Annotated in this window: 19 protein-coding genes; 8 read left to right on the forward strand and 11 right to left on the reverse strand. The window is 71.0% G+C overall.

The features are described 5' to 3' along the window. Positions 1 to 15 precede the first annotated feature (15 nt). The 3 genes from EW117_RS21805 to EW117_RS21815 form a co-directional block, all read right to left on the reverse strand. Positions 16 to 1,275 (reverse strand): ATP-binding protein, encoded by a 1,260-nt coding sequence (locus EW117_RS21805; RefSeq protein WP_129788794.1) that lies wholly within the window; start codon positions 1,273 to 1,275, stop codon positions 16 to 18. Positions 1,276 to 1,449: 174 nt separating this feature from the next. Continuing rightward, on the reverse strand, positions 1,450 to 1,929 hold the full coding sequence (locus EW117_RS21810) for a tRNA (cytidine(34)-2'-O)-methyltransferase (RefSeq protein WP_242504440.1): 480 nt from the start codon (positions 1,927 to 1,929) through the stop codon (positions 1,450 to 1,452). Positions 1,930 to 2,034: 105 nt separating this feature from the next. After that, complete coding sequence (locus tag EW117_RS21815) at positions 2,035 to 2,718, reverse strand: zinc-binding dehydrogenase (protein ID WP_129788796.1); 684 nt, start codon at positions 2,716 to 2,718, stop codon at positions 2,035 to 2,037. A gap of 221 nt (positions 2,719 to 2,939) precedes the next feature. On the opposite strand from EW117_RS21815, the gene trpS reads away from it, so the two are divergent. Both trpS and EW117_RS29830 read left to right on the forward strand, forming a co-directional pair. Beyond that, positions 2,940 to 4,073 carry a tryptophan--tRNA ligase gene (trpS, locus tag EW117_RS21820; protein WP_129788797.1) on the forward strand — a complete coding sequence of 378 codons (1,134 nt, stop codon included), beginning with the start codon at positions 2,940 to 2,942 and terminating at the stop codon, positions 4,071 to 4,073. Between the two features lie 106 nt (positions 4,074 to 4,179). Further along, positions 4,180 to 4,662, forward strand: a complete 483-nt coding sequence (locus tag EW117_RS29830) for a hypothetical protein (protein WP_207211987.1) — start codon at positions 4,180 to 4,182, stop codon at positions 4,660 to 4,662. Positions 4,663 to 4,785: 123 nt separating this feature from the next. Here the strand turns inward: EW117_RS29830 and EW117_RS21830 are convergent, their stop codons facing one another. After that, positions 4,786 to 6,648: a phosphoenolpyruvate carboxykinase (GTP) gene (locus EW117_RS21830; RefSeq protein ID WP_422891421.1), complete on the reverse strand. Its 1,863-nt coding sequence runs from the start codon at positions 6,646 to 6,648 to the stop codon at positions 4,786 to 4,788. Between the two features lie 250 nt (positions 6,649 to 6,898). Here EW117_RS21830 and EW117_RS21835 point away from each other — a divergent pair, with 250 nt between their 5' ends. Next, on the forward strand, positions 6,899 to 8,386 hold the full coding sequence (locus EW117_RS21835) for an XRE family transcriptional regulator (protein WP_129788798.1): 1,488 nt from the start codon (positions 6,899 to 6,901) through the stop codon (positions 8,384 to 8,386). A gap of 115 nt (positions 8,387 to 8,501) precedes the next feature. Continuing rightward, a complete protein-coding gene (locus tag EW117_RS21840; RefSeq protein ID WP_129788799.1) occupies positions 8,502 to 9,119 on the forward strand; it encodes a hypothetical protein in 618 nt (205 codons plus the stop codon). A gap of 31 nt (positions 9,120 to 9,150) precedes the next feature. On the opposite strand, the gene EW117_RS21845 is transcribed toward EW117_RS21840, so the two are convergent. Then, positions 9,151 to 10,449: an alpha/beta fold hydrolase gene (locus tag EW117_RS21845; RefSeq protein WP_129788800.1), complete on the reverse strand. Its 1,299-nt coding sequence runs from the start codon at positions 10,447 to 10,449 to the stop codon at positions 9,151 to 9,153. A gap of 76 nt (positions 10,450 to 10,525) precedes the next feature. On the opposite strand from EW117_RS21845, the gene EW117_RS21850 reads away from it, so the two are divergent. Together EW117_RS21850 and EW117_RS21855 are read left to right on the forward strand one after the other, a co-directional pair. Beyond that, on the forward strand, positions 10,526 to 11,236 hold the full coding sequence (locus tag EW117_RS21850; RefSeq protein WP_129788801.1) for a YqeB family protein: 711 nt from the start codon (positions 10,526 to 10,528) through the stop codon (positions 11,234 to 11,236). Next, entirely contained in the window at positions 11,220 to 11,813 is a 594-nt protein-coding gene (locus tag EW117_RS21855; protein WP_242504435.1) for a TetR/AcrR family transcriptional regulator, read from the forward strand. The genes EW117_RS21850 and EW117_RS21855 overlap by 17 nt, the downstream gene beginning before the upstream one ends. Before the next feature lie 53 nt (positions 11,814 to 11,866). Here EW117_RS21855 and glpK read toward each other — a convergent pair whose 3' ends face one another. The 3 genes from glpK to EW117_RS21870 form a co-directional block, all read right to left on the reverse strand. Next, entirely contained in the window at positions 11,867 to 13,381 is a 1,515-nt protein-coding gene (gene glpK, locus EW117_RS21860; protein ID WP_129788802.1) for a glycerol kinase GlpK, read from the reverse strand. Positions 13,382 to 13,455: 74 nt separating this feature from the next. Beyond that, entirely contained in the window at positions 13,456 to 14,187 is a 732-nt protein-coding gene (locus tag EW117_RS21865) for an MIP/aquaporin family protein (protein WP_129788803.1), read from the reverse strand. Positions 14,188 to 14,292: 105 nt separating this feature from the next. After that, positions 14,293 to 16,038 (reverse strand): glycerol-3-phosphate dehydrogenase/oxidase, encoded by a 1,746-nt coding sequence (locus EW117_RS21870; RefSeq protein ID WP_129788804.1) that lies wholly within the window; start codon positions 16,036 to 16,038, stop codon positions 14,293 to 14,295. A gap of 222 nt (positions 16,039 to 16,260) precedes the next feature. Between EW117_RS21870 and EW117_RS21875 the strand changes: the two genes are divergently transcribed. Continuing rightward, positions 16,261 to 16,791, forward strand: coding sequence for an amino-acid N-acetyltransferase (locus tag EW117_RS21875; protein ID WP_242504436.1), 531 nt, complete (start codon positions 16,261 to 16,263; stop codon positions 16,789 to 16,791). Between the two features lie 73 nt (positions 16,792 to 16,864). Here the strand turns inward: EW117_RS21875 and EW117_RS21880 are convergent, their stop codons facing one another. Beyond that, positions 16,865 to 17,761 carry an HhH-GPD family protein gene (locus tag EW117_RS21880; RefSeq protein WP_277986484.1) on the reverse strand — a complete coding sequence of 299 codons (897 nt, stop codon included), beginning with the start codon at positions 17,759 to 17,761 and terminating at the stop codon, positions 16,865 to 16,867. Between the two features lie 196 nt (positions 17,762 to 17,957). On the opposite strand from EW117_RS21880, the gene EW117_RS21885 reads away from it, so the two are divergent. Then, positions 17,958 to 18,758, forward strand: coding sequence for a hypothetical protein (locus tag EW117_RS21885; RefSeq protein ID WP_129788805.1), 801 nt, complete (start codon positions 17,958 to 17,960; stop codon positions 18,756 to 18,758). Positions 18,759 to 18,819: 61 nt separating this feature from the next. Here the strand turns inward: EW117_RS21885 and disA are convergent, their stop codons facing one another. Continuing rightward, on the reverse strand, positions 18,820 to 19,896 hold the full coding sequence (gene disA, locus EW117_RS21890; protein WP_165362813.1) for a DNA integrity scanning diadenylate cyclase DisA: 1,077 nt from the start codon (positions 19,894 to 19,896) through the stop codon (positions 18,820 to 18,822). Positions 19,897 to 19,955: 59 nt separating this feature from the next. Beyond that, positions 19,956 to 21,389, reverse strand: coding sequence for a DNA repair protein RadA (gene radA, locus EW117_RS21895; protein ID WP_129788807.1), 1,434 nt, complete (start codon positions 21,387 to 21,389; stop codon positions 19,956 to 19,958). Between the last annotated feature and the right edge of the window lie 187 nt (positions 21,390 to 21,576).

Raw genomic sequence — 21,576 nt, forward strand, 5'->3', positions numbered from 1 at the left:
CGGGGCGGACTCCTGTCAGGCTGCGCCGAGATGACCGAGAGCTACCACGTGGATGCCGTCGGGGCGGGTGTAGCTGGTGTTGCCGGCAGTGAGGATGTTAAGTGAGGCGAGTTGGTCCGCGCGCTTCTCGGAGACCTTGGCTGCGAGAGCGGTCAGATTGTGAGCGGCGAGCTCGATGTTCTTGGAGCCGCCCATCTTCACCTCGAATGCGGCCCAGCGACCGTCGTCGAGCTCGACTATCGCGTCGACCTCCAGACCAACCTCGTCGCGGTAGTGGTACACGGAGCCATCGAGCTGCTGCGCGTAGACCCGCAGGTCGCGGATGCAAAGGGATTCGAACAACAAGCCCAGAGTATTGAGGTCGTTGAGGAGCGCTCCTCGGCTCGCCCTCATAGCGGCGGCCGCGAGCGACGGGTCGACAAAGTGCCACTTGGGGTGGGTGCGTAGCCGAACTTTGGAGCGCAGGTGTGTTGCCCAAGCTGGTTGTTCCTCGACGACGAAGACCCTCGTCAGGGCGTCGAGGTACTTGCGGACCGTCGGGGCAGAGACCTCCGTGTCCGGCTCTCCGATCTCGGACTCCTTGCTGAGTTTCGCCGCGGATATCTCTGTTGAAACGTTGCGCGCCAATGCGCGGATGAGGGCCCGCATGCGCATCGGATCGGCTCGAAGATCGGCATTGGGCAGGTCGACACGAGCGACATCGTCCAGATAACTTCTGAGGTACTCCTGGGCCGAACGATTGGGCTGTGCAACGAGGGCGGGCCAGCCGCCGCGCACCAGAAGGTCGGTGTAGTCCTCGACGGTGGGGCCGCCGATCCCGCCGATCGTTGTGCTACTGAACAGGTCCGCGAGAGTGAGGGTTTCCGTGCTCTCGCCGCTCTCAGCCAACGTCATGGGGCGGAGAGTTACACGGCGGAATCGACCGGCGCCGCTGTGGCGCGTGATGTCATCGGCTGGCGTAGCAGAGCCGGTCAGGATGAACTGACCCGGGATTGCGCGCTCGTCGACCTCGTGGCGGACGGCGTTCCAGAGCGTTGGTGCGAGCTGCCACTCGTCAAGCAGCCGTGGGGTCTTGCCCGTGAGGACAGTGCTAGGTGACGTCTCGGCCAGAGCGGCAAGCTCAGGAGTCGAGTCTAGGCGGATGCTGCTGGCGGACATCTGCAGACCCGTCGTGGTCTTGCCTGCTGCACGTGGGCCCTGGATGATGACGGCGCCAAAGGTGTCCAGGGCGCCTTGGACGATCTGGTCGACGATTCGCCCTCTGTAGCCGTTCACCGGACCACGTTATCACTTTTGCGAGAATCTCAACATCACTTTTGCGATCGTTTCGACAGCACTTTTGCGATGATCTCAGTGTCGCTTCTGCGAGCGAACCACGTCACTGGGCGGCTGTGGCTCTCGACTGGCGTCGGTCGATCTGATCGGCCTGGCAGCGACACGAGCGTCGCGTCACGCCCCCTCGGCAAACCCCGCCTGGCGCCACACCTCGTACACCGCTATCGACGCCGCGTTCGTCAGGTTGAGCGACCGGCGCCCGGGCAGCATCGGGATTCGCAGCTCGTCGGTGACCCTCGGGTGCGCGAGCGCCTCTGGCGGCAGGCCGGTGGGCTCGGGCCCGAACAGCAGGATGTCGCCCGGCCGGTACGCGACGTCGGTGTAGCGGGTGGTGGCCCGGGTGGTGAACGCGAAGACGCGGGCCTCCGGCAGGGCGTCGAGGACCGCGTCGAGCGAGGGGTGCACGTCCATCACGGCGAGGTCGTGGTAGTCGAGGCCCGCGCGCTTGAGCTTGGCCTCCGACAGGTCGAAGCCCAGCGGCTCCACCAGGTGCAGCCGCGCGCCCGTGACGGCCGCGAGCCGGATCGCAGAGCCGGTGTTCCCGGGGATGCGGGGCTCGAAGTACACGACGTGGGCGAGCGGGGAATCGGGCAGCGTGGGGACGTCAGGCTGGTGCGGCACGGGTCCATTCTCGCTGCCCGACGGCGGAGCGTGGTCCCGCCGTCGGGCAGCCGGCATCGGCCTGCGGCGGAGCCGCCGTCAGACCAGCAGCAGCGACTTGCCCACGGTGGCGCGCTCGGCGAGCGAGGCGTGGGCAGCCGCGGCGTCGGCCAGAGGGAACGTCGCCCCGATCGCCGGGCGGATCCGCCCCGCCGCCCCGAGGCCCAGCACCCGTTCGAGCAGCGTCCGGACGAGCTCGGGGTCGGGTGTCCCGTCTGCCAGCTCGTTGATCACCTCGATCTGCCGCTGCTCGGCGACCTCCGGGTCGATCTCGGTGAACCGCCCGCCCGAGGTGCCGTAGGTGACGAAGCGCCCGCCGTCGGCCACCGTCTCGAAGACCTGTTCCCCCAGCGCGGCGCCCGCCCCGTCCAGCGCCAGCTCGACGCCGTTCCCGCCGGTGGCCTCGCGTACCCGGTCGACCCAGCCCTCCTCGGAATAGTCGACGGCGACCTCCGCACCCAGCTCGCGTACGAGGCGCAGCTTGGGCTCGCCTCGGGCGGCCGCGATGACGCGAGCGCCGGCGTCGCGCAGGATCTGGACCGCCAATGACCCGGCTCCGCCCGCGGCGGCCGCCACCAGGACCCACGGCCGCCCATCGCCCGCTGGCGCGTGCCGGGCCGGCCGCAGTGCGGTGACGCCGTCGGTCACGAGTGCCGCGGCCTCGCGCAGGCCCAGTCCGTCCGGCACCGGGACCGGCCCATGCGGCCGGCGTCCTTCGGCCACGTTAGAACCTCAACCAAAGTTGAGGGCAAGACGTCTTGCCCACCACCGTGCGTCCGCATAGCCTGGGCGCCATGACACACGGGCTGAACTGGTGGCGGCTGCACTCGCAGCCGTGACCTGACGCGCCCACCCGCACAGAAGTCCCGAGCTGCTCGCCGCAGCCCGGGACTTCTTTGTGCCCGACGTCGTGCGCGGGCGGCTCCCTGACCAAGGAGACCCACATGTCCGTCACCACCACGCCCGAGGCGACCACCCCGCCGTCGTCCACCCCTCGGCAGGTGCGCAGCACCACCCGCTCCGTCGCCGCGGCCCGCGAACGCACCGCGGTCCTGGAGGACCTGATCGCCCGGAACCCGGGGGAGTACCGCGTCCTGACCGGAGACCGCCCCACGGGGGCGCTGCACCTCGGCCACCTGCTCGGGACGGTCGCCAACCGCGTGCGCCTGCAGGACCTGGGCGTCGAGGTGTTCCTGATCGTCGCCGACTACCAGGTCATCACCGACCGGGACGACACCGGCGACCTGCCCGCCACCGTCCGCGAGGTGCTGCTCGACTACCTCGCGGCCGGCCTGGACCCCGAGCGCAGCACCGTGTTCACGCACTCGGCGGTGCCCGCGCTGAACCAGCTCCTGCTGCCGTTCCTCTCGCTGGTCACCGTCGCCGAGCTGGAGCGCAACCCGACCGTGAAGGCCGAGGCGGAGGCTGCCCTGCTGCGGCAGGAGCGCGGCATCTCCGGCCTCCTGTTCACCTACCCGGTGCACCAGGCCGCCGACATCCTGTTCTGCCACGGCAACCTCGTGCCGGTGGGCGTGGACCAGCTGCCGCACCTGGAGATCACCCGCACCGTGGCCCGGCGGTTCAACCAGCGGTACGCGGCCGCGCAGCCGTACTTCCCCGAGCCGGACGCGCTCATCGCGCCCTCGACCACCGTCCTCGGCGACGACGGCCGCCGGATGTCCAAGTCGCGGGGCAACGCGCTCGAGCTGCGCGCCTCCGAGGACGAGACCGCGGCGTTCTTCAAGCGGGCCAGGACCGACGCCGACCGCGTGATCACCTACGAGCCCGAACGGCGGCCCGAGATCGCGAACCTGCTCCAGATCGGCGCGTACTTCACCGGGACGTCGCCGGAGGCGCTCGCCGACGAGGTGGGCGCCGCCGGCGCGGGCCGGCTCAAGGCGGTGGTTACCGAGGCGGTCGTGGAGGGCCTGCGCCCCCTCCGTGCCCGACGGCGGGAGCTCGCCTCCGCCGGGCCCCAGCACCTCGCGGAGGTGCTCGCCCGGGGCAACGCCCGGGCGAACGAGATAGCGGACCGCACCCTGGACGACGTCCGCGGGCTGATGGGGATGCGGTACTGAGCGCTCGGAAGGTGCCGGGTGGCCGTACCCGGGAGGGGTCCCGGGTGGCCGTACCTACCGTGAGCCCGCGTGCAGACGGCACGCGTGTCGATCGAGGAGGCCAGACATGATCACCGCACTTCGGAGGCCCTGGGGCAAGCGCGCCATGGCGTTGGTCACGGCAGTCACCCTGGCGCTGCCCGTCGCCGGTGCCGCGGCGGTTCCGGCGACCGCGGCACCGGCGCCGACCGTGGCGGCCGCGCCGGAAGCGCCAGCCGCGCCGACGGGAATCGGCTGTGGCGAGCGCATAGTCCACAAGGGCATCCACGCGGGCGGCCGCAGGGTCGCCTGGCTGGACGTCTACTACAACCGCAGCACCGACGCCAAGTGCGCGGTGACGGTGCACACCGGCCCGAGCTGGGGAGTGACTGCCAACACGGCGGTGCGCATGACAAGCGGCCGCCTCATGTCCGGGACGAGCGGTACCTATGCCTACCGGACTGACAGGGTGGTGTTCAGCAACGTCGACGGAGTGTGTGTCGCGGCGCAGGGCGGCATCTACTGGCGGGGTGACTGGCGCACGACCACTGTCCGGGGCCTCTGCGGCTGATCGGGCAAGGAGAATCCCCGGCCGGGATGCCTCAATAACCCGGCCGGGGAAGGAAACCTGTTCGGACGGCCGACGGCGCGACGGGTAGCCACCCGATTCAGTCGCGCCGTCCGCCGCCCGAAGTCAGCGGGCCAGGCGCTCCTTGAGAGCGTCCAGCTGGGCGCGCAGCGCGGCCGGCGTGTGGTCACCGAACCGCGCGAAGAACTCCTCGGTCAGTTCTGCCTCGGCCAGCCACGGCTTGGCAGGGACGTCGAAGAGGGCCGCCAGGTCGGCGTCCGACACCTCGATGCCGTCCAGGTTGAGGCTGCCCGGCGCGGGCAGGCTGCCCACCGGGGAGACCACGGAGGCGTCGGGCCGCAGGCCGCGCCCGGCCTCGACCTGGCCGACGATCCACTCGATGACGCGCGAGTTCTCGCCGAAGCCCGGCCACAGGAAGCGGCCGTCCTCACCCTTGCGGAACCAGTTGACCTGGAAGATCCGCGGGCGCTTCGACTCCTCGATGCCCGCGCCGACCTCCAGCCAGTGCGCCCAGTGGTCGGCCATGTTGTAGCCGCAGAACGGGAGCATCGCGAACGGGTCGCGGCGCAGCTCGCCGAGCGCGCCCTCGGCGGCGGCCGTGCGCTCCGAGGAGATGGTGGCGCCCATGAACACGCCGTGCTCCCAGCCGAGCGACTGCGCCACGAGCGGCACGTTCGTGGCGCGGCGGCCGCCGAACACGATGGCGTCGACGGGCACGCCGGCCGGGTCCTCCCAGGTGTCCGCGATGGTGGGGCACTGGGCGGCGGACACCGTGAAGCGGGAGTTCGGGTGGGCCGCCGGCCGCTCGTCGGCGTCGGCGGGCGTCCAGTCGTTGCCCTGCCAGTCGATCAGGTGCTCCGGTGCCTCGGGCGTCAGGCCCTCCCACCACACGTCGCCGTCGTCCGTCAGGGCGACGTTCGTGAAGATGGTGTCGCGGTCGAAGGTCGCCACGGCGGTCGGGTTGGTGTCGATGCCGGTGCCCGGCGCGACGCCGAAGAAGCCCGCCTCGGGGTTGATCGCGCGCAGCGTGCCGTCGGGACCGGGGCGCATCCACACGATGTCGTCACCCAGGGTCTCCACCTTCCAGCCCGGGATGGTGGGCTGGAGCATCGCGAGGTTCGTCTTGCCGCAGGCGCTTGGGAAGGCGGCGGCCAGGTGATACTGGCGCTGCTCGGGCGACGTGATGCGGATGAGCAGCATGTGCTCGGCGAGCCAGCCCTCGTCGCGCGCCATCGCCGAGGCGATCCGCAGCGCGAAGCACTTCTTGCCCAGCAGGGCGTTGCCGCCGTAGCCGGAACCGTACGACCAGATCTCGCGGGTCTCCGGGAACTGCACGATGTACTTGGTGTCGCTGCACGGCCAGGCGACGTCGGACTCGCCCTCGGCGAGGGGTGCGCCCACCGAGTGCACGGCGGGGACCCACTGCTGCCCGGCGCGGATCAGCTTCAGGATCTCGCCCGAGACGCGCGTCATGACGTGCATCGAGACGACGACGTACGGCGAGTCGGTGATCTCGATGCCCACCTGCGAGATCGGGCCGCCGACCGGGCCCATCGAGAACGGCACCACGTACATGGTGCGGCCCTTCATCGAGCCCTGGAAGACGCCCTTCAGCTCGGTGCGCATCTCGTCCGGCGCCACCCAGTTGTTGGTGGGGCCGGCGTCGTCCTCGTCCTGCGAGCAGATGAAGGTGCGCGACTCGACGCGGGCGACGTCGGCCGGGTTGGAGCGGGCCAGGTACGAGCCCGGGCGCTTCTCCTGGTTCAGCTCGACGAGCGTGCCGGCGGCCAGCATCTGGTCGATGAGGCCCTGCTTCTCCTCCGCGGAGCCGTCGCACCAGACGATCTCGTCGGGCTGCGTGAGCTCGGCGACGCTCGCCACCCAGGCGTGCACGTCCTGCTCGCCGACCGGAGGCAGGGTGTGCGCCGCCGCCTCGGACGAGGAGGCGGAGCCCTGGTCGGTCGTCATGTCGGAGACGAGCTCGGCGACGAGCCGGGTTCGGCGGGGGTTCGCGAGGACGGACATGTGCGCTCCGATCGTCATGCGGCTGGCCACGGTGGCGGGCTTGTTTCCACTCTTGTGTGCGGATCCGCGCGAATTCCAGTCTTCGGGCTGTCAAGAATCACCGATCTTCACGTAGTGTGAAGGAGCGGAATCCTGTTGGTCTGTCCCGGGTGTCTCCGGGTGACCGCCATCACACGACTGGACGGAGAACGACGTGCCGAGCTCGGGCGAGACGACAGCCGGCGGCGAGACCGACCTCATCACACTGGGTCGTCGCATCCGGCATCTGCGCACCGCGCAGGGGCTCACGCTGGACGCGCTCGGCGAGAAGGTGGGCTCGGCCCCGAGCCTGCTGTCGCTGGTGGAGAACGGCCGCCGCGAACCGCGGCTCAAGCTCCTGCGGTCGGTCGCGGAGGCGCTCGGCGTGCCGATGAGCGAGCTGCTCAGCGCGGAGCCGCCGTCGCGCCGCGCGGCCCTGGAGATCGCGCTCGAGCGGGCGCAGCGCGGGCCGCTGTTCACGACCCTGGGCGTGCCGTCGGTCAAGCCCAGCCAGAAGCTGCCGATGCCCGTGCTGGAGCAGCTCGTGGGCCTGCACGACGAGCTGGCCCGGCGCGAGCAGCTGGCCATCGCGACACCCGAGGAGGCCCGGCGCGCGAACACCGACCTGCGCCTCGAGCGGGAGGCCCGCGACAACCACTACCCGCAGTTCGAGGCACTGGCCGAGCAGATGGTCAAGGCCGCGGGGTACACCGGCGGCGCCCTGACGCACCGCACCGTGGCGCGGATGGCGGAGCAGATGGGCTTCACCCTGCTGCACGTGGACGACCTGCCGCGGTCCGCCCGTTCGGTGACCGACCTGCGCAACGGACGCATCTACCTGCCCCCGGCGTCGACCCCAGGGGGTCACGGGCTGCGGTCGCTGGCGCTGCAGGCGCTCGCCCATCGGGTGCTCGAGCACGACCGGCCGCGTTCCTACGGGGAGTTCCTGCGGCAGCGCGTCGAGATCACGTACTTCGCCGCCGCGTGCCTGGCGCCGCAGTTCGTCGCGGTGCCGTTCCTGGAGGCGCGCAAGCGTGAGCGCGACCTCGCGGTCGAGGACTTCCGTGACGCCTTCGGGATCACGCACGAGGCCGCCGCCATGCGGCTCACCAACCTCGCGACGCACCACCTCGGCATCCCGCTGCACTTCCTGCGCGTCGGGGCGGACGGCGCCCTGTTCCGCGGCTACGCGAACGACGGCCTGCCGTTCCCGCAGGACGTCACGGGCGCCATCGAGGGGCAGCTGATCTGCCGCAGGTGGGCGGCCCGCGAGGCGTTCGAGCGCCGCGACCGGGCCACCGAGTTCTACCAGTACACCGACACCCCGGCCGGGACGTTCTGGTGCTCCACCCAGACGGGATCCATGTCGCCGGCCGGCGGGCCTGACGGCGGGTCGGGCGCGTTCTCCATCACGGTCGGCGTGCCCTACGCGCACGCCAAGTGGTTCCGCGGGCGCGACACCCAGGTGCGGCGCGTGTCCACGTGCCCCGACCCCGCCTGCTGCCAGCGCCCCGCGCCGGAGCTCACCGAGCGCTGGTCCGGCGAGGCCTGGCCCTCCGGGCGTATGCACCAGCAGATCCTCGCGGCCCTGCCGCGCGGCGCCTTCCCCGGGGTGGACGACGCCGAGGTGTACGCGTTCCTGGACAAGCACGCTCCCGAATGACGGGTTCACGGTGTATCGCGCGATCCGGGTGGGTGCCGGGTTAGCGTAGGCGACCGTGGCATCGAATCTGGCTTGTATCGGACTGGACGTCTGGCGACGTAGCGACTTTCGCGACATGGTGGCGGTTGCCCGCGCCGAAGCGGAGACCATTGCCAAGGACGGCGAGGTCGGCGTCCATATCTGGACCGATGCGTCCGGTGCCCGCCTGATCATCACCACCGAGGGTGACCTGGTCCGGGTGGTCACGCCCACGTTCTACGCCGCGCCGGGCGCGATCATGTCGGAGCCGCAGGCGGTCGACGGCGGGCTCGTGCTCGCCGAGCTCGTGAACGACCAGGACGAGGTCTTCACCGAGATCGCCTGCCAGCTCGAGGAGCTCGCCCTGCTCGGTGGGGCGACACCGCCGGTCGAGGGGCCGGTGTCCGTCGTCGTGCTGGGCAACTCCGTGCGGGTCACCGGGCGGGTCGATGGCGGCGTGCCCGGTCTGGTCTTCAAGCCCACCGGGGCGTACGCGGCGTCGACCGACGCCGTCGCGCACCTGACCGGCGTCGTGCTGGCGGTCGAGGAGCGGGCCGTGGCTCGGACGGGCCAGGCGTTCACCGCCGCGCGCGTGCAGACCGACGGCTTCCAGGTGACGCTCTGCGTCCCGGCGGGCGACCCGTCGCTGGCCCCGGGCGACGTGGTCGAGGTGGACGGCTACGTGGTGGCGTCGATCCCGTCCCTGCGCGCCTGACCGTCGGGCTCGGCCCGGGTCGAGCGCCGCGTCAGTCGCGGAGCGGGCCGCCCCTCGCGTCCAGGCGGTCCAGGAGGCGGGACAGGACGTCGCCCAGGCGCAGGCCGTCGTGCTCGAACTCGTTGGTGACCCAGGGCGCGACGTTGCCCACCTGAGCCGCCGTCTCCAGCGAGAGCGACGAGTCGACGAACATGTCGTCGAAGTACACGGCGGCCTCGACCGGCACTTCGTTCTCCGCGAGGCGGTGCAGGTCGTACAGGTCGCGCCAGCCCTGCCGCTCCGCAAGGGCGTTCGCCGCGGCCTCGAACGGCCGCAGGGCCTTGATCTCGGAGAACATCCAGGGATAGATCATCTCGCCGGTCATCAGGAGCGGGCGCGCGTCCTCGCCGAACGCCCGGTCGGCTTCGCGCACGGACTGGGCGGCCCACGCCGTCGGGCCGGTGTGGGACTGCGCGTAGATCGACTCGTGCAGCACCGCGTACAGCGGGTTCGTCGCGAACGACGTCTCGGCCGCGACCGTGGCGAGGAACGTGTCGCTCAGCGGACCGCCGTGCGGGGAGTCGAACGCCTCGTCGACGATCCAGTGCACCCGGTCGAATCCGGGCTGCATGCCGAAGTCCATGCCGAGCGTCTGGAACCTGCGGGCCGTGAGCGTGTCGCCGCCCGGCTCGGTCACCTGGCCGGTCGAGAGTCGGTCGGCGATGCGCCCGAGAGCCTTCACGGCGTGCGGGTAGCGCGCCCGGAACCGCTCGTTCTTGGCAACCACGCGTGGCTGGGTGCGCTCGTAGACCTCGCGGGCCGACGCCGTCAGGCCGGGCAGGCCGCCGGTGACGAGGCTCGCGTTGAGGCCCTCGGGAGCGAACGACAGGTATGTCATCGTGATGAAGCCGCCGTACGACTGGCCCAGCGAGGTCCAGCGGCGGCCGTCGAAGAGGGTCGTCCGCACGTGTTCGGCGTCGCGCACTATGTTGTCGGCGCGGAAGTGCGCGAGGTACTCCGCCTGCTCCTCGGGCGTGCCGACGGCGTTGAGCGCCGCGGCCCGGACCGCGCTCGACCGCCCGGTGCCGCGCTGGTCGAGCAGCACGACACGGAAGCGCTTCAGCGCGGTGCCGACCCAGCCCTCCGGGCCGGTCGGGCGCGGGCCCTTGCCGCCGGGGCCGCCCTGCAGGAACACGAGGAGCGGCAGGTCCTCGGTACGGCGCGCGGGATCGACGAGCTCGCGGGCGAACACGGAGATCGTGGGGGATCCGTCGGGCTGGGACCAGTCGAGCGGGACGTCGACGGAGTGGTCGGTGATGTGGACGCCGGGAAGGGTGTAGCTGATAGGCACTGGGTCACGCTATCGGTGGGCAGCGCCGGACCGCCTATCGTTGCATTAATGGAGTCGCTGCTCTAATAATTGAGCCATGACGACCACAGAGGTGCGCCAGCCCCCGGCACTCCCCGTCCTGATCGGCCTCGGCGTGCTCGCCCTTGGCCTCGTCCTCGGCTGGTTCGCCTCCCCGCTGGCCGGTGGACTCGCCGGGCTGATCGAGGCGTCTCCGCTGCCGGTACCCAAGCCGCTCCAGCTCGTCGAGACTCTGCCGCTGGCGTGGACCCTCGGCATCCTGGGTGGCCTCGGCCTGCTCGGCGGCGGGTTCCTCGCGTTCATGACGGTCGGGGAGGCGCCCCAGCTCACCGTCGCCGACGACCACCTCGAGCACCGGCAGGAGGAGCGCGAGGTGTGGATCGAGCGCTCCGACGTCGGCGCCGCGTTCCGCGACACGAGGTACCTCGTGCTTTTGCGGCCGGACGGCGGCCTCCGCGCCCGGCTCGACGCCGACACCCTGTCCTCGGACAGGATCCGGGCCGCGCTGGAGCAGCACCGCTGGCCGTGGCGGGACACGGATCCTTATGAGGAGAGGTTCGAGCGCTGGCTCGACGGCCGCCCCGGGTTCACCGCTGCTGAAAACGAGGCGCTCCGCCGTCGGCTCGAGGAGCGCAAGGATGCGTCCGCCCTCCGCAAGGCGGACGAGGACCTGGCCGCGCTGGGCCTGGTGGCCCGTGTCCGGGACGACCGGATCCAGGTGCGCCGGACGACGTCGGCCGACGAAGGCGCGCGTGGCACGGACCGTTGATCCGGCGCGCCACGAGGCGCGCCGGCTCGTGATCATCGATGTCGCCCTGACCGTCTTCGCGGAGCGTGGGTACGACGGCGCCACCACAGCGGCGATCTGCCGGCGTGCGGGCATCGGCTCGGGCACGTTCTTCCACTACTTCCCGACCAAGCTGGACCTGCTGCTGGCGATCCTGACGCTGGGCATACAGGAGGTCCGCGAGGCGGGGGAGGTCTTCGCGGACCGGACGGACCCGCTCGGCGTCCTCCTCGACATCGTCAAGCAGGGCGCGGACGACGCGGCGGACCCGCGGATGCCGGGGTTCGTCCGCGCGGTGGGCGGCATCATGCACCAGCCGGACGTCGCCGCCAAGCTCGACGAGGATGCCCAGGCCCAGCGCGACCTGCTCCGGCCCTGGGTGGAGAAGGCGCAGCAGGCGGGTGAGATCAGGACCGACCTCACCCCGGAGCGGATCACCTCGTGGCTCTACCTGCTGACCGACGGCTTCCTGGGTCGCACAGCGGACGAGGAGAACTTCACGGCCGAGGGCGAGAAGGCCACCCTGGTCGACACGGCGAGGCGCTTCCTGGCCCCGTGACGTGTCAGACGCTCAGGGCACCGGAGTGACCTGAACGTCTGACACGTGAGTGGTCAGTGCACGTCGGAGTCGACCCAGTCGAACGTCTTCGTGACTGCCTTCTTCCAGCTCCGGTACAGCCGCTCCCGCTCGACCTCCTCGGCGACCGGCTCCCACCGCCGGTCCTCCGCCCAGTTCGCGGTCACGTCCGACTCGCCCTTCCAGAAGCCGACGGCGATACCCGCCGCGTAGGCAGCACCGAGCGCCGTCGTCTCGGCGACGACCGGCCGGACGACGGGGACCCCGAGCTGGTCGGCCTGGAACTGCATCAGCAGCTCGTTGGCCACCATGCCGCCGTCGACCTTGAGCTCGGTGAGCTCCACGCCGGAGTCGGCCTTCATCGCGTCCATGACCTCGCGGGTCTGGTAGGCCGTGGCCTCCAGCGCGGCCCGAGCGATGTGGTTGCGGTTGACGTACCTGGTCAGGCCGACGAGCGCGCCGCGTGCGTCGGGCCGCCAGTACGGCGCGAACAGGCCGGAGAATGCCGGCACGAAGTAGGCTCCGCCGTTGTCGTCGACCTTGCGGGCGAGCCATTCGACGTCGGGCGAGTCGTGGAACAGGCCCAGGTTGTCGCGGAGCCACTGGATCAGTGACCCGGTCACGGCGATCGAGCCCTCGAGCGCGTAGATCGGGGCGGCGTCGCCGATCTTGTAGCAGACCGTGGTGAGCAGGCCGTTCTCGGACGGGACCTTCTCCGTGCCGGTGTTGAGCAGCATGAAGTTGCCGGTGCCGTACGTGTTCTTGGCCGTACCGACCTCGAAGCACGCCTGCCCGAAGGTCGCAGCCTGCTGGTCGCCGAGGATTCCGGCGATCGGCACGCCGGGCACCATGCCGCGGGGGCGGCCCTTTCCGTACACCTCGGAAGAGGAGCGGATCTCGGGGAGCATCGAGAGCGGGATGCCCATGTCGGCGGCGATGTCCTCGCGCCAGGACAGCGTGTCGAGGTCCATCAGCATGGTCCGCGACGCATTCGTGACGTCGGTGACGTGCACGCCGCCGTCGGGCCCGCCGGTCATGTTCCACAGGACCCACGCGTCCGTGTTGCCGAACAGGAGGTCACCGCGCTCGGCCGCCTCACGGGCACCCTCGACGTTGTCGAGGATCCACTTCACCTTGGGGCCGGAGAAGTAGGTCGCGAGCGGCAGGCCCACTATCGACTTGTACTTGTCCCCGCCCTCGGACCCGCTGAGCTCGTCGACGATGGCCTGCGTGCGGGTGTCCTGCCACACGATGGCGTTGTAGACCGGCTTGCCGGTCGTCTTGTCCCACACCACGGTGGTCTCGCGCTGGTTGGTGATGCCCACGGCGGCGAGGTCGGTGTGGTTGATATTCGCCTTGGTCAGCGCGAGCCCGACGACCTGGCGGGTGTTGTCCCAGATCTGGTCGGGCTTGTGCTCCACCCAGCCGGCCTTGGGGAAGATCTGGTCGTGCTCGAGCTGGCCGGTGGACACGATGGTCCCGCCGTGGTTGAAGACGATCGCCCGGGTGCTCGTGGTGCCCTGGTCGATCGCGAGTACGTAGTCAGCCATCGGTGTTGACTCCCTTGTCTGTGTCTCAGTCCGTGTTGAGGTTGCGGCCGCGGCTCCCGCGGCGGGGCCGCGGCTCAGGCGAGCGTGGTGGCCAGGAGGCCGCCCAGCGCGCCGCCGACCAGCGGCCCGACCACCGGCACCCAGGAGTAGGCCCAGTCGCTCGAGCCCTTGCCCGGGATGGGCAGGACGAAGTGGGCGATGCGCGGGCCGAAGTCACGGGCCGGGTTGATGGCGTACCCCGTGGGGCCACCGAGGCTCGCGCCGATGCCGACAACGAGGAGGGCGGCGGCCAGCGGCCCGAGGTCGCCCGGCCAGTTGGCGAACGACAGGATCACGAAGACCAGCATGAACGTGGCGATGACCTCGGTGACGAAGTTCCACGTGTACGAGCGGATCTCCGGGCCGGTCGAGAAGACGCCGAGCTTCACTGCTGGTTCGGCTTCCTGGTCGAAGTGCTGCTTGTGCGCCAGATACGCGAGTACGGCGCCGACGAAGGCACCGGCCAGCTGCGAGACCCAGTACAGGAGCAGGTTGACGAAGTTCGCCGGCACGCCGTCGGCGAACTCCTCGGCACCGCTCGAGAGGATGCCCAGCGTGACGGCGGGGTTGATGTGCCCGCCGGACTTGAAAGCGACGAACACGCCGGCGAAGACCGCGAGGCCCCAGCCGAAGTTGATCAGCAGCCAGCCGCCGCCGAACCCCTTGGTCCTGGGGAGGATGGCGTTGGCCACGACGCCGGCACCGCCGAGGATGAGGATCAGGGTGCCGAAGAACTCCGGCACCATGATGTCCGTGAATGCGTTCATCGCTGACTCGCTTTCTGCCGACCGCTCTGTCGGCGTACGGGGGTGAACCCGGCGGCTCCTCAGGGGTAGCTCGTCGGCGGTCTCGTTGTCGTGTCCTTGGTGTCCTCAGGTTCGAAGCGGCTGCATGGCAGCCACGTCCGGGGTGGCCAGGCGTGCCCGTTCGGCAGCCTCGTCGTCGGGTGATTCCTCTGCGTGCCGTTCCGCCTCGATCCGCTGCTGCCAGGCGCGGACCTCGCGCTCCGTGTCGGACGCGTCCCAGTCCAGCAGAGGCCCGATGACGGACGCGACCTCCTCGGCCGCCTCGGTGCCGCGGTCCGCGACCTCGTAGACGAGCCGCGTGCGGTGCGCCAGCACGTCCTCCAGGTGGAGGGCGCCCTCGTGGCTCACCGCGTAGTGCACCTCGGCGCGCAAGTAGGCGGGCGCGTGCTGGAGCGGCTCGGCGAGGGTCGGATCGGCGTCGCACAGCTCGACGATCTCGGCGAGATTGGCCCCGTACCGGTGCAGCAGGTGGTCCAGCAGCGGGGGAGTCCAGCCGAACCGCTTGCCCCACGTACGCGCCTGACGCTGCACGGCGCGGAGCCCGACGGCGCCCGTGAGCGGGATCTGGTGCGTGATCGAGGGGAGAGCGGCTGAACGCTGCCCGATCGCGAAGTCGACGGCGTCCTTGGCCATGATCCGGTAGGTGGTCAGCTTGCCGCCGGCGATGACGGTGAGGCCCGGCGTCGGCGAGGCGACGGTGTGCTCGCGGCTGACCTTCGCGCTGCTCGTGCCCGCCTTGGTGCCCGGCTGCAGCAGGGGGCGCAGGCCCGCGTAGGTGCCGATGATGTCTTCCCTGGTCAGGGGATGTGCCAGGACGGCGTTCGCATGGTCCAGCACGTAGTCGACGTCGGCGCTCGTGGCGACCGGGTGCGTCGGGTCGAGGTTCCACGGGGTGTCCGTGGTGCCGATGATCCAGTACCGGCTCCACGGGATGACGAACAGCACCGACTTCTCGGTCTGCAGGATCAGCCCCGCGTGGCCGCGGATGCGCTCGCGCGGCACGACGATGTGCACCCCCTTGCTGGCGAGCACCCGCAGCCCGCCCTCCGAGCCCGCGAGGGCCTCGGTCTCCTCGGTCCAGACGCCGGTCGCGTTGATGACCGCCCGCGCCCGGACGGTGATCTCCTGGCCCGTCTCCAGGTCCACGATGACCGCGCCGTTCACGGCGCCTGTCGCGCCCTGTGTCAGGCTCACCACCTGGGTGCGGCTGGCGGCGTGCGCCCCGTAGCTGGCCGCGGTGCGGATCAGGGTGGCGACCAGGCGGGCGTCGTCGACCGACGCGTCCCAGTACTGGACGGCGCCGACGGCGGCGTCGTGCGCCAGGTCCGGGAACTTGGCCTCCATCTGGTTCTTGCTCAGGTGCCGGTGGAACGGCATCGGACGGCGGCCCGGGGTCAGCGTCGCCAGGACGTCGTACATGGCGATGCCCGCACCCACGTAGGCGCGCTCCCAGACCCGGTGCTCCAGGGGATACAAGAACGGGACCGGTCGCACCAGGTGCGGTGCGAGGTCCCGGAGCAGCAGGTCGCGTTCGGTGAGGGCCTCGTGGACCAGCTCGAAGTCGAGCATCTGCAGGTAGCGCAGTCCGCCGTGGACCAGCTTGCTGCTGCGGCTCGAGGTTCCTTGCGCCCAGTCCTGCGCCTCGACGACGGCGGTGGACAACCCGCGCGTGACCGCGTCCAGCGCTATTCCAGCGCCGGTGACGCCGCCCCCGATCACCAGTACGTCGAGTTCGGCCGAGGGGCTGACGCTGGCTTCGAGAGCGGCCAGCGCCTGCGTCCTCGCGTCTGCGGTCAGGCGTGTGGATGCCATGCGCCAAACTCACCACGCATTCCCTCACTTGGCAAGACCTTTGCCCTGTGTGGCCGGGTATGTGGGGAGGTTCTCTTGCTCACTTTCTGGTTCGGCATGCGATTCGCCTGATCTGCGTCGAGTGGCGTGCCGGGGTGCTGGGGTGGTCCGCGTGGCGTGCCGGGGTGTCCGCCTGGCGTGCGCGCCGGGCGCGGTGCGGTGCAGCAGCCGTACTGTGTCGCCGTGACGACACCCGAGGCGCGGGTCGCGCCCGTGATCCGCCCCGCCCTCCCCGCCGACGTGCGCACGATCCGTGACCTCGTCGAGCCGCTCAGCCAGGAGCGCATCCTCCGGCCGTACGAGATGGTCGGGTACTACGAGGCGGTCCAGGAGTTCCTGGTGGCGACCGACCGTACTGCTCCTGACGACCCCGCCGTCGGCTGCGGAGCGCTCCATGTGATGTGGGACGACCTCGCCGAGGTGCGCACGCTCGCCGTGCACCGCGACTGGCGCGGCCGCCGGGTGGGACACGCGCTGCTCGAGGCGCTGGTCGAGCGCGCCCGTGCGCTGGGGCTGCGCCGCGTGTTCTGCCTGACCTTCGAGGTCGACTTCTTCGCCGCACACGGGTTCCGCGAGATCGACGGCACGCCCGTGACGCCCGAGGTGTACGCGGAGCTGCTGCGGTCGTACGACGAGGGCGTCGCCGAGTTCCTGGACCTGGCCCGCGTCAAGCCCAACACCCTGGGCAACTCCCGCATGCTCCTGGAACTCTGACGCTCTTGGTTGTGGGCGTGATCGTTGCGACTACGCGCCCGTTCTAGGCGCAACGATCACGCCCACAACCAAGCTAGTTCGGGAGGTGGAGGCGGTTTGCGTCATCCTGTTCCGCCAGGCCGTCCTCGACCAGGCCGGCGATCGCGCGGTCGAGCTGCCGCGGGTCGTGCCACAGTCTCGCGAGCAGGGCACGGTCCACCGGCTCGGTCGCCCGCCGGAGCTCCGCCATGACCCGGCCGCGCGCCTGCCGGTCGGTGCCCGCCCAGGCCTGGGTGCGGCGTCGGCCCGCGTGGGCGTCCGGAGGCGAGCCCGCCGAGCGCCATGCACACAGCCCGGCGACCGGGCAGGCGCCGCACTTCGGTGCCTTCGCCGTGCAGACCAGAGCCCCCAGCTCCATCGAAGCGGCGGCCCAGCGCGCGGCCTCGGCGTCGCCGTCCGGGGTGAGGGCGGTCGCCAGTGCGCGCTCGGCGGCGGTGTACGACGGCGCGGGCAGCGCCGTCCCGGCGACAACCCGTGCCAGCACCCGGCGCACGTTGGTGTCGACCACCACCGACCGCTTCCCGTAGGCGAACGCCAGCACCGCGGCGGCGGTGTACTCGCCGATGCCGGGCAGGGCCCGCAGCTGGGCATCGGTTCGGGGGACGACGCCGTCGTGCCGTTCGACGATCGCCTTGGCGCACTCCTGCAGCCGCAGCGCCCGGCGCGGGTAACCAAGCCGGCCCCAGGCGCGGAGCACGTCGGCGGTCGGCGCCTGCGCCAGGTCGGCGGGTGTCGGCCACTGCTCCAGCCACGCACGCCAGGCGGGCTCGACCCGCACCACGGGGGTCTGCTGCAGCATGATCTCGCTGACGAGCACGCCCCAGGGCGTCCGGTCCGGCGCGCGCCAGGGCAGGTCGCGCGCGGAGTCATCGAACCATCGCACGACGCCGGAGCGCACCTCCGTGCGTCGTGTCGCCTCTCGTACTGTCACGAGAACTCATCCTGCCGCACCGCCCGTGCTCCCCCGCCCGTATGGGGAGGCGGGGCGCAAAACTCGTGAAGTAGGACACGTGACCGACTCGGCGGCGCGGCTGCCGTGCGGGCGGTGTGCGGCGTCGTATTTTGGTGGCGCAGGATGTCACCGCACGTCAGACCAGGTAGCAGTAGTTCAGCAGGGGGTTCAGCAGGTGGTGAGTGCACCGGAGCGAGCCGAGCGGCCCCCGGGCCCGGACGCGGATCGGGAACCCGACGGCAGGCGCCCGCGTGGCCGCGGCCGCCTGATCGCGGTGCTGGTCGTGCTGGCCCTCGGCGGGATCGGGGTGGCGGTGACCTGGCCCGAGGCGGAGCCGTCCATCGTGTCCGACAAGACCGACCCGCCGGCGCCTGTGGACCCGAATGCCGCCGCGTCGCCGTGCACGGCCGAGGACCTCGACATCGGCCTCGCCGCCGACCGCCTCGCGGTCACGCCCGGGGTGCCGGTCAAGTTCACGGTCTCGCTGCAGAACGAGGGCGAGGTGCAGTGCCTCGTCGAGGGACCCCGGCACAGCCTCGCCGTCACCGTGTACCAGGGCGAGGTGGGCGAGCCGACGGCGGAACGCGTCTGGTCGTCGGCGGACTGCGCCGACCCGGACGAGGAGCGGCTGCTGCTTCTCGGGCCAGGCGACGTCGACATCACGGATGCGAACTGGTCCGACGCCCGATCGGCGCCCGGGTGCGAACCGGGCCAGCCGAAGCTGACCGCAGGGGAGTACACCGCGCAGGCCACACTCGCCGACGTCGAGGGTGTGGCCAGCGACGTCGTGCGGCTGACGTACACGGTGCCGGAACCGAGCAGGTCGCCGTCGGGGAATCCGTCCGGGAATCCGTCGGGAAGCTCGTCTGAAGGCCCGTCCGAAAGCGCGTCGGGAAGTCCGTCCGGACGTCCGTCGGCAAACCCGTCCGAAAACGCGTCGTCCCACCCGAGCAAGAAGCCAGGAACACATCGTTGAGTGCTGGATATTCGCCTCGTCTCGAGCTCTGACGGGGCGAATATCCAGCACTCAACGGGTGTCAGACGTAGCGTTCCAGGATGCTCGACTCCGCTAGGCGGGACAGGCCCTCGCGGATGGTGCGGGCGCGCTGCTCGCCGACGCCCTCGACCGACATGAGGTCGTCGACGCTCGCCGCGAGGAGCTTCTGCAGGCTGCTGAAGTGTCCAACGAGCTGTTCGATGGTGATGTTCGGCAGTCGCGGCACCTTCGACAGCAGCCGGTAGCCGTGCGGCGCGACGGCGGCATCGAGGGCGTCCCCGCCGCCGGGCAGGTCCAGGATCCGGCCGATCTGGCTCATGTCGAGCAGCTGCTGCGACGTGAGCGCGGAGAGCTCGGCCTGGACCTCGGCGAGTGTGCGGTCCTTGCGGCTCAGCACGTAGTCGCGGATCACGAACTCACGGTCCGCGCCGACGTCGCCGATCAGCTCGTCGAGCTGCAGGGCCAGCAGTCGGCCGTCCACACCGAGCTCGATCACGTAGCCGGCGATCTCGTCGGAGATCCGGCCGACCATTTCGAGCCGCTGCACCACCGAGCACACGTCGCGCACCGTGACCAGGTCCTCGATCTCCAGTGCGGACAGTGTGCCGGACACCTCGTCGAGCCGGGCGCGGTACCGCTCGAGCGTCGCGAGTGCCTGGTTGGCGCGGCCGAGGATCGTGTCCGAGTCCTCCAGCACATGCCGTTGCCCGCCCACGTAGAGGGCGACGATCCGCATGGACTGGCTCACGGAGATGACCGGGAATCCGGTCTGCTTGGCGACACGCTCCGCGGTGCGGTGGCGCGTGCCGGACTCGGTCGTCTCGATGGTCGGGTCGGGCAGGAGCTGCACCGCCGCCTTCCGGATCCGGGTGGCGCCCCGGTCGAGCACCACCGCGCCGTCCATCTTGGACAGCTCGCGCAGGCGCGTGGCCGAGAAGTCGACGTCGAGCGAGAAGCCGCCGGAGCAGATCTGTTCCACGGTCGGATCAAGGCCGAGCACGATCAGTGCACCGGTACGGCCGCGCAGGATGCGCTCGAGTCCGTCACGGAGTTCGGTCCCGGGCGCGACGGCGGCCAGGGTCTCCCGGAGCAGCTCGTCAGGGTGCGAGGAGGTCATGGCCACGAAGAAATCCTACGCTGTGCGCTGGGTCACAAGCAGTTCGTTTCACGAACCGGTCACTGGCTGTCCATCTGGCCGCCAGCTCCCCGGCCCGCGGACTGCGCCCATTCCACGGCATCTCGGATATGAGCCGCCTCCACCAGCTGGAGCCCGTCGGGCGCTTTGACACCGGTTCCGTGCGGTACGACGGCGTGCGCGAACCCCAGGCGCGCGGCCTCGCCCAGGCGTCGGTCCAGCCCTGCGACCGGGCGCAGGTCCCCGGCCAGACCCACCTCCCCGACGGCCATCGTGGCCCCGGGCAGGGGGCGCCCGGTGCGCGCGGACACGAGCGCGAGCGCCGCCGCGAGGTCCGACGCCGGTTCGGTGATCCGGGCGCCGCCCACCGTCGACGCGTAGACGTCCTGGTCGGCGAGGCGCAGCCCGCCGTGCCGCTGCAGGACGGCGAGGATCATGGCGAGCCGGCTGGAGTCGACGCCGCTGGTCGCCCGGCGCGGGTTGTTCAGCGGGCTCGGCGCCACGAGACCCTGCACCTCGACGGCGAGCGGACGCCGTCCCTCCAGGGTCACCGTGATGCACGACCCGGCGACCCCCGAGCCGGCGTGCGACAGGAACAGGCCGGACGGGTCCGGCAGCCCGACGATCCCGGCCTCCGAAAGGTCGAAGCAGCCCACCTCGTCAGTGGGGCCGTACCGGTTCTTCACCGCGCGGATCATGCGCAGACGCGAGTGCCGGTCGCCCTCGAACTGGCACACCACGTCCACCAGGTGCTCCAGCGTGCGCGGGCCGGCAACGGAGCCATCCTTGGTCACGTGGCCCACGAGGATCGTGGGGATCTGCCGCTCCTTGGCCACCGCGATGAGCGCCGCGGCGACCTCCCGCACCTGCGACACGCCGCCCGGCGCGCCGTCCACCTGGCCGGACGCGATGGTCTGGACCGAGTCCACGATGAGCATGTCCGGCTGGTTCGCCTCCAGGTGGCCGAGCACCGTGCCCAGGTCTGTCTCGGCGGCGAGCAACAGGGTGGGCGACAACGCCCCGATGCGCTCGGCCCGCAGCCGAACCTGACCGGCGGACTCCTCGCCCGTCACGTACAACACCGTGCGGGGCGACTCGAACCCGTCGGGCCCCAGGGCGCCGTCGGCCACATTGCTCGCGACGGCGAGCAGCAGCGTCGACTTGCCCACGCCCGGCTCGCCTGCGAGCAGGATCACGGCCCCCGGAACCAGCCCGCCGCCGAGCACCCGGTCGAACTCGCCGACGCCGGTCGGGTTGGCGCGCGCCGCCTCCACGTCGATGTCGGCGATGGGCCGGGCGGGCTCACGCGCGGGGGAGACGACGGCCGTGCGCGGGCCCGACACCGCAGGCCCGTCCTCGCTCACGGTGCCCCACGCCTGGCACTCCCCGCAGCGGCCGACCCACTTGACGGTGGTCCAGCCGCATTCGGTACAGCGGTACGCGGGCCGGGCCCGCTTGGAGGTCGATGAGGTCACGGGCGCCACCGTACGTGCCACCACTGACAACCAGCGAAGATCACCCGCGCCGGTCGGCCCGGATCGGCGCGACGAACAGGCGGGACCAGGTATTTTGCGATCATGCTGGCCTCCGACGGGCGCATGGCGCACCACGCCGGATCGCGTACCAGCCCCGCCCCCTGTCCCTTATACCCATCTGACGCTG

This window comes from Promicromonospora panici (genome assembly GCF_900608595.1).
In the GTDB taxonomy this organism is placed as follows: domain Bacteria; phylum Actinomycetota; class Actinomycetes; order Actinomycetales; family Cellulomonadaceae; genus Promicromonospora; species Promicromonospora panici.

What these genes read in the sequence shown, in the direction of transcription:
- trpS (WP_129788797.1), top strand. Translation starts at nt 2,940, where the DNA reads ATGTCCGTCACCACCACGCCCGAGGCGACCACCCCGCCGTCGTCCACC.
- EW117_RS29830 (WP_207211987.1), top strand. Translation starts at nt 4,180, where the DNA reads ATGATCACCGCACTTCGGAGGCCCTGGGGCAAGCGCGCCATGGCGTTG.
- EW117_RS21830 (WP_422891421.1), bottom strand. Translation starts at nt 6,648, where the DNA reads ATGACGACCGACCAGGGCTCCGCCTCCTCGTCCGAGGCGGCGGCGCAC.
- EW117_RS21840 (WP_129788799.1), top strand. Translation starts at nt 8,502, where the DNA reads ATGGTGGCGGTTGCCCGCGCCGAAGCGGAGACCATTGCCAAGGACGGC.
- EW117_RS21850 (WP_129788801.1), top strand. Translation starts at nt 10,526, where the DNA reads ATGACGACCACAGAGGTGCGCCAGCCCCCGGCACTCCCCGTCCTGATC.
- glpK (WP_129788802.1), bottom strand. Translation starts at nt 13,381, where the DNA reads ATGGCTGACTACGTACTCGCGATCGACCAGGGCACCACGAGCACCCGG.
- EW117_RS21865 (WP_129788803.1), bottom strand. Translation starts at nt 14,187, where the DNA reads ATGAACGCATTCACGGACATCATGGTGCCGGAGTTCTTCGGCACCCTG.
- EW117_RS21870 (WP_129788804.1), bottom strand. Translation starts at nt 16,038, where the DNA reads ATGGCATCCACACGCCTGACCGCAGACGCGAGGACGCAGGCGCTGGCC.
- disA (WP_165362813.1), bottom strand. Translation starts at nt 19,896, where the DNA reads ATGACCTCCTCGCACCCTGACGAGCTGCTCCGGGAGACCCTGGCCGCC.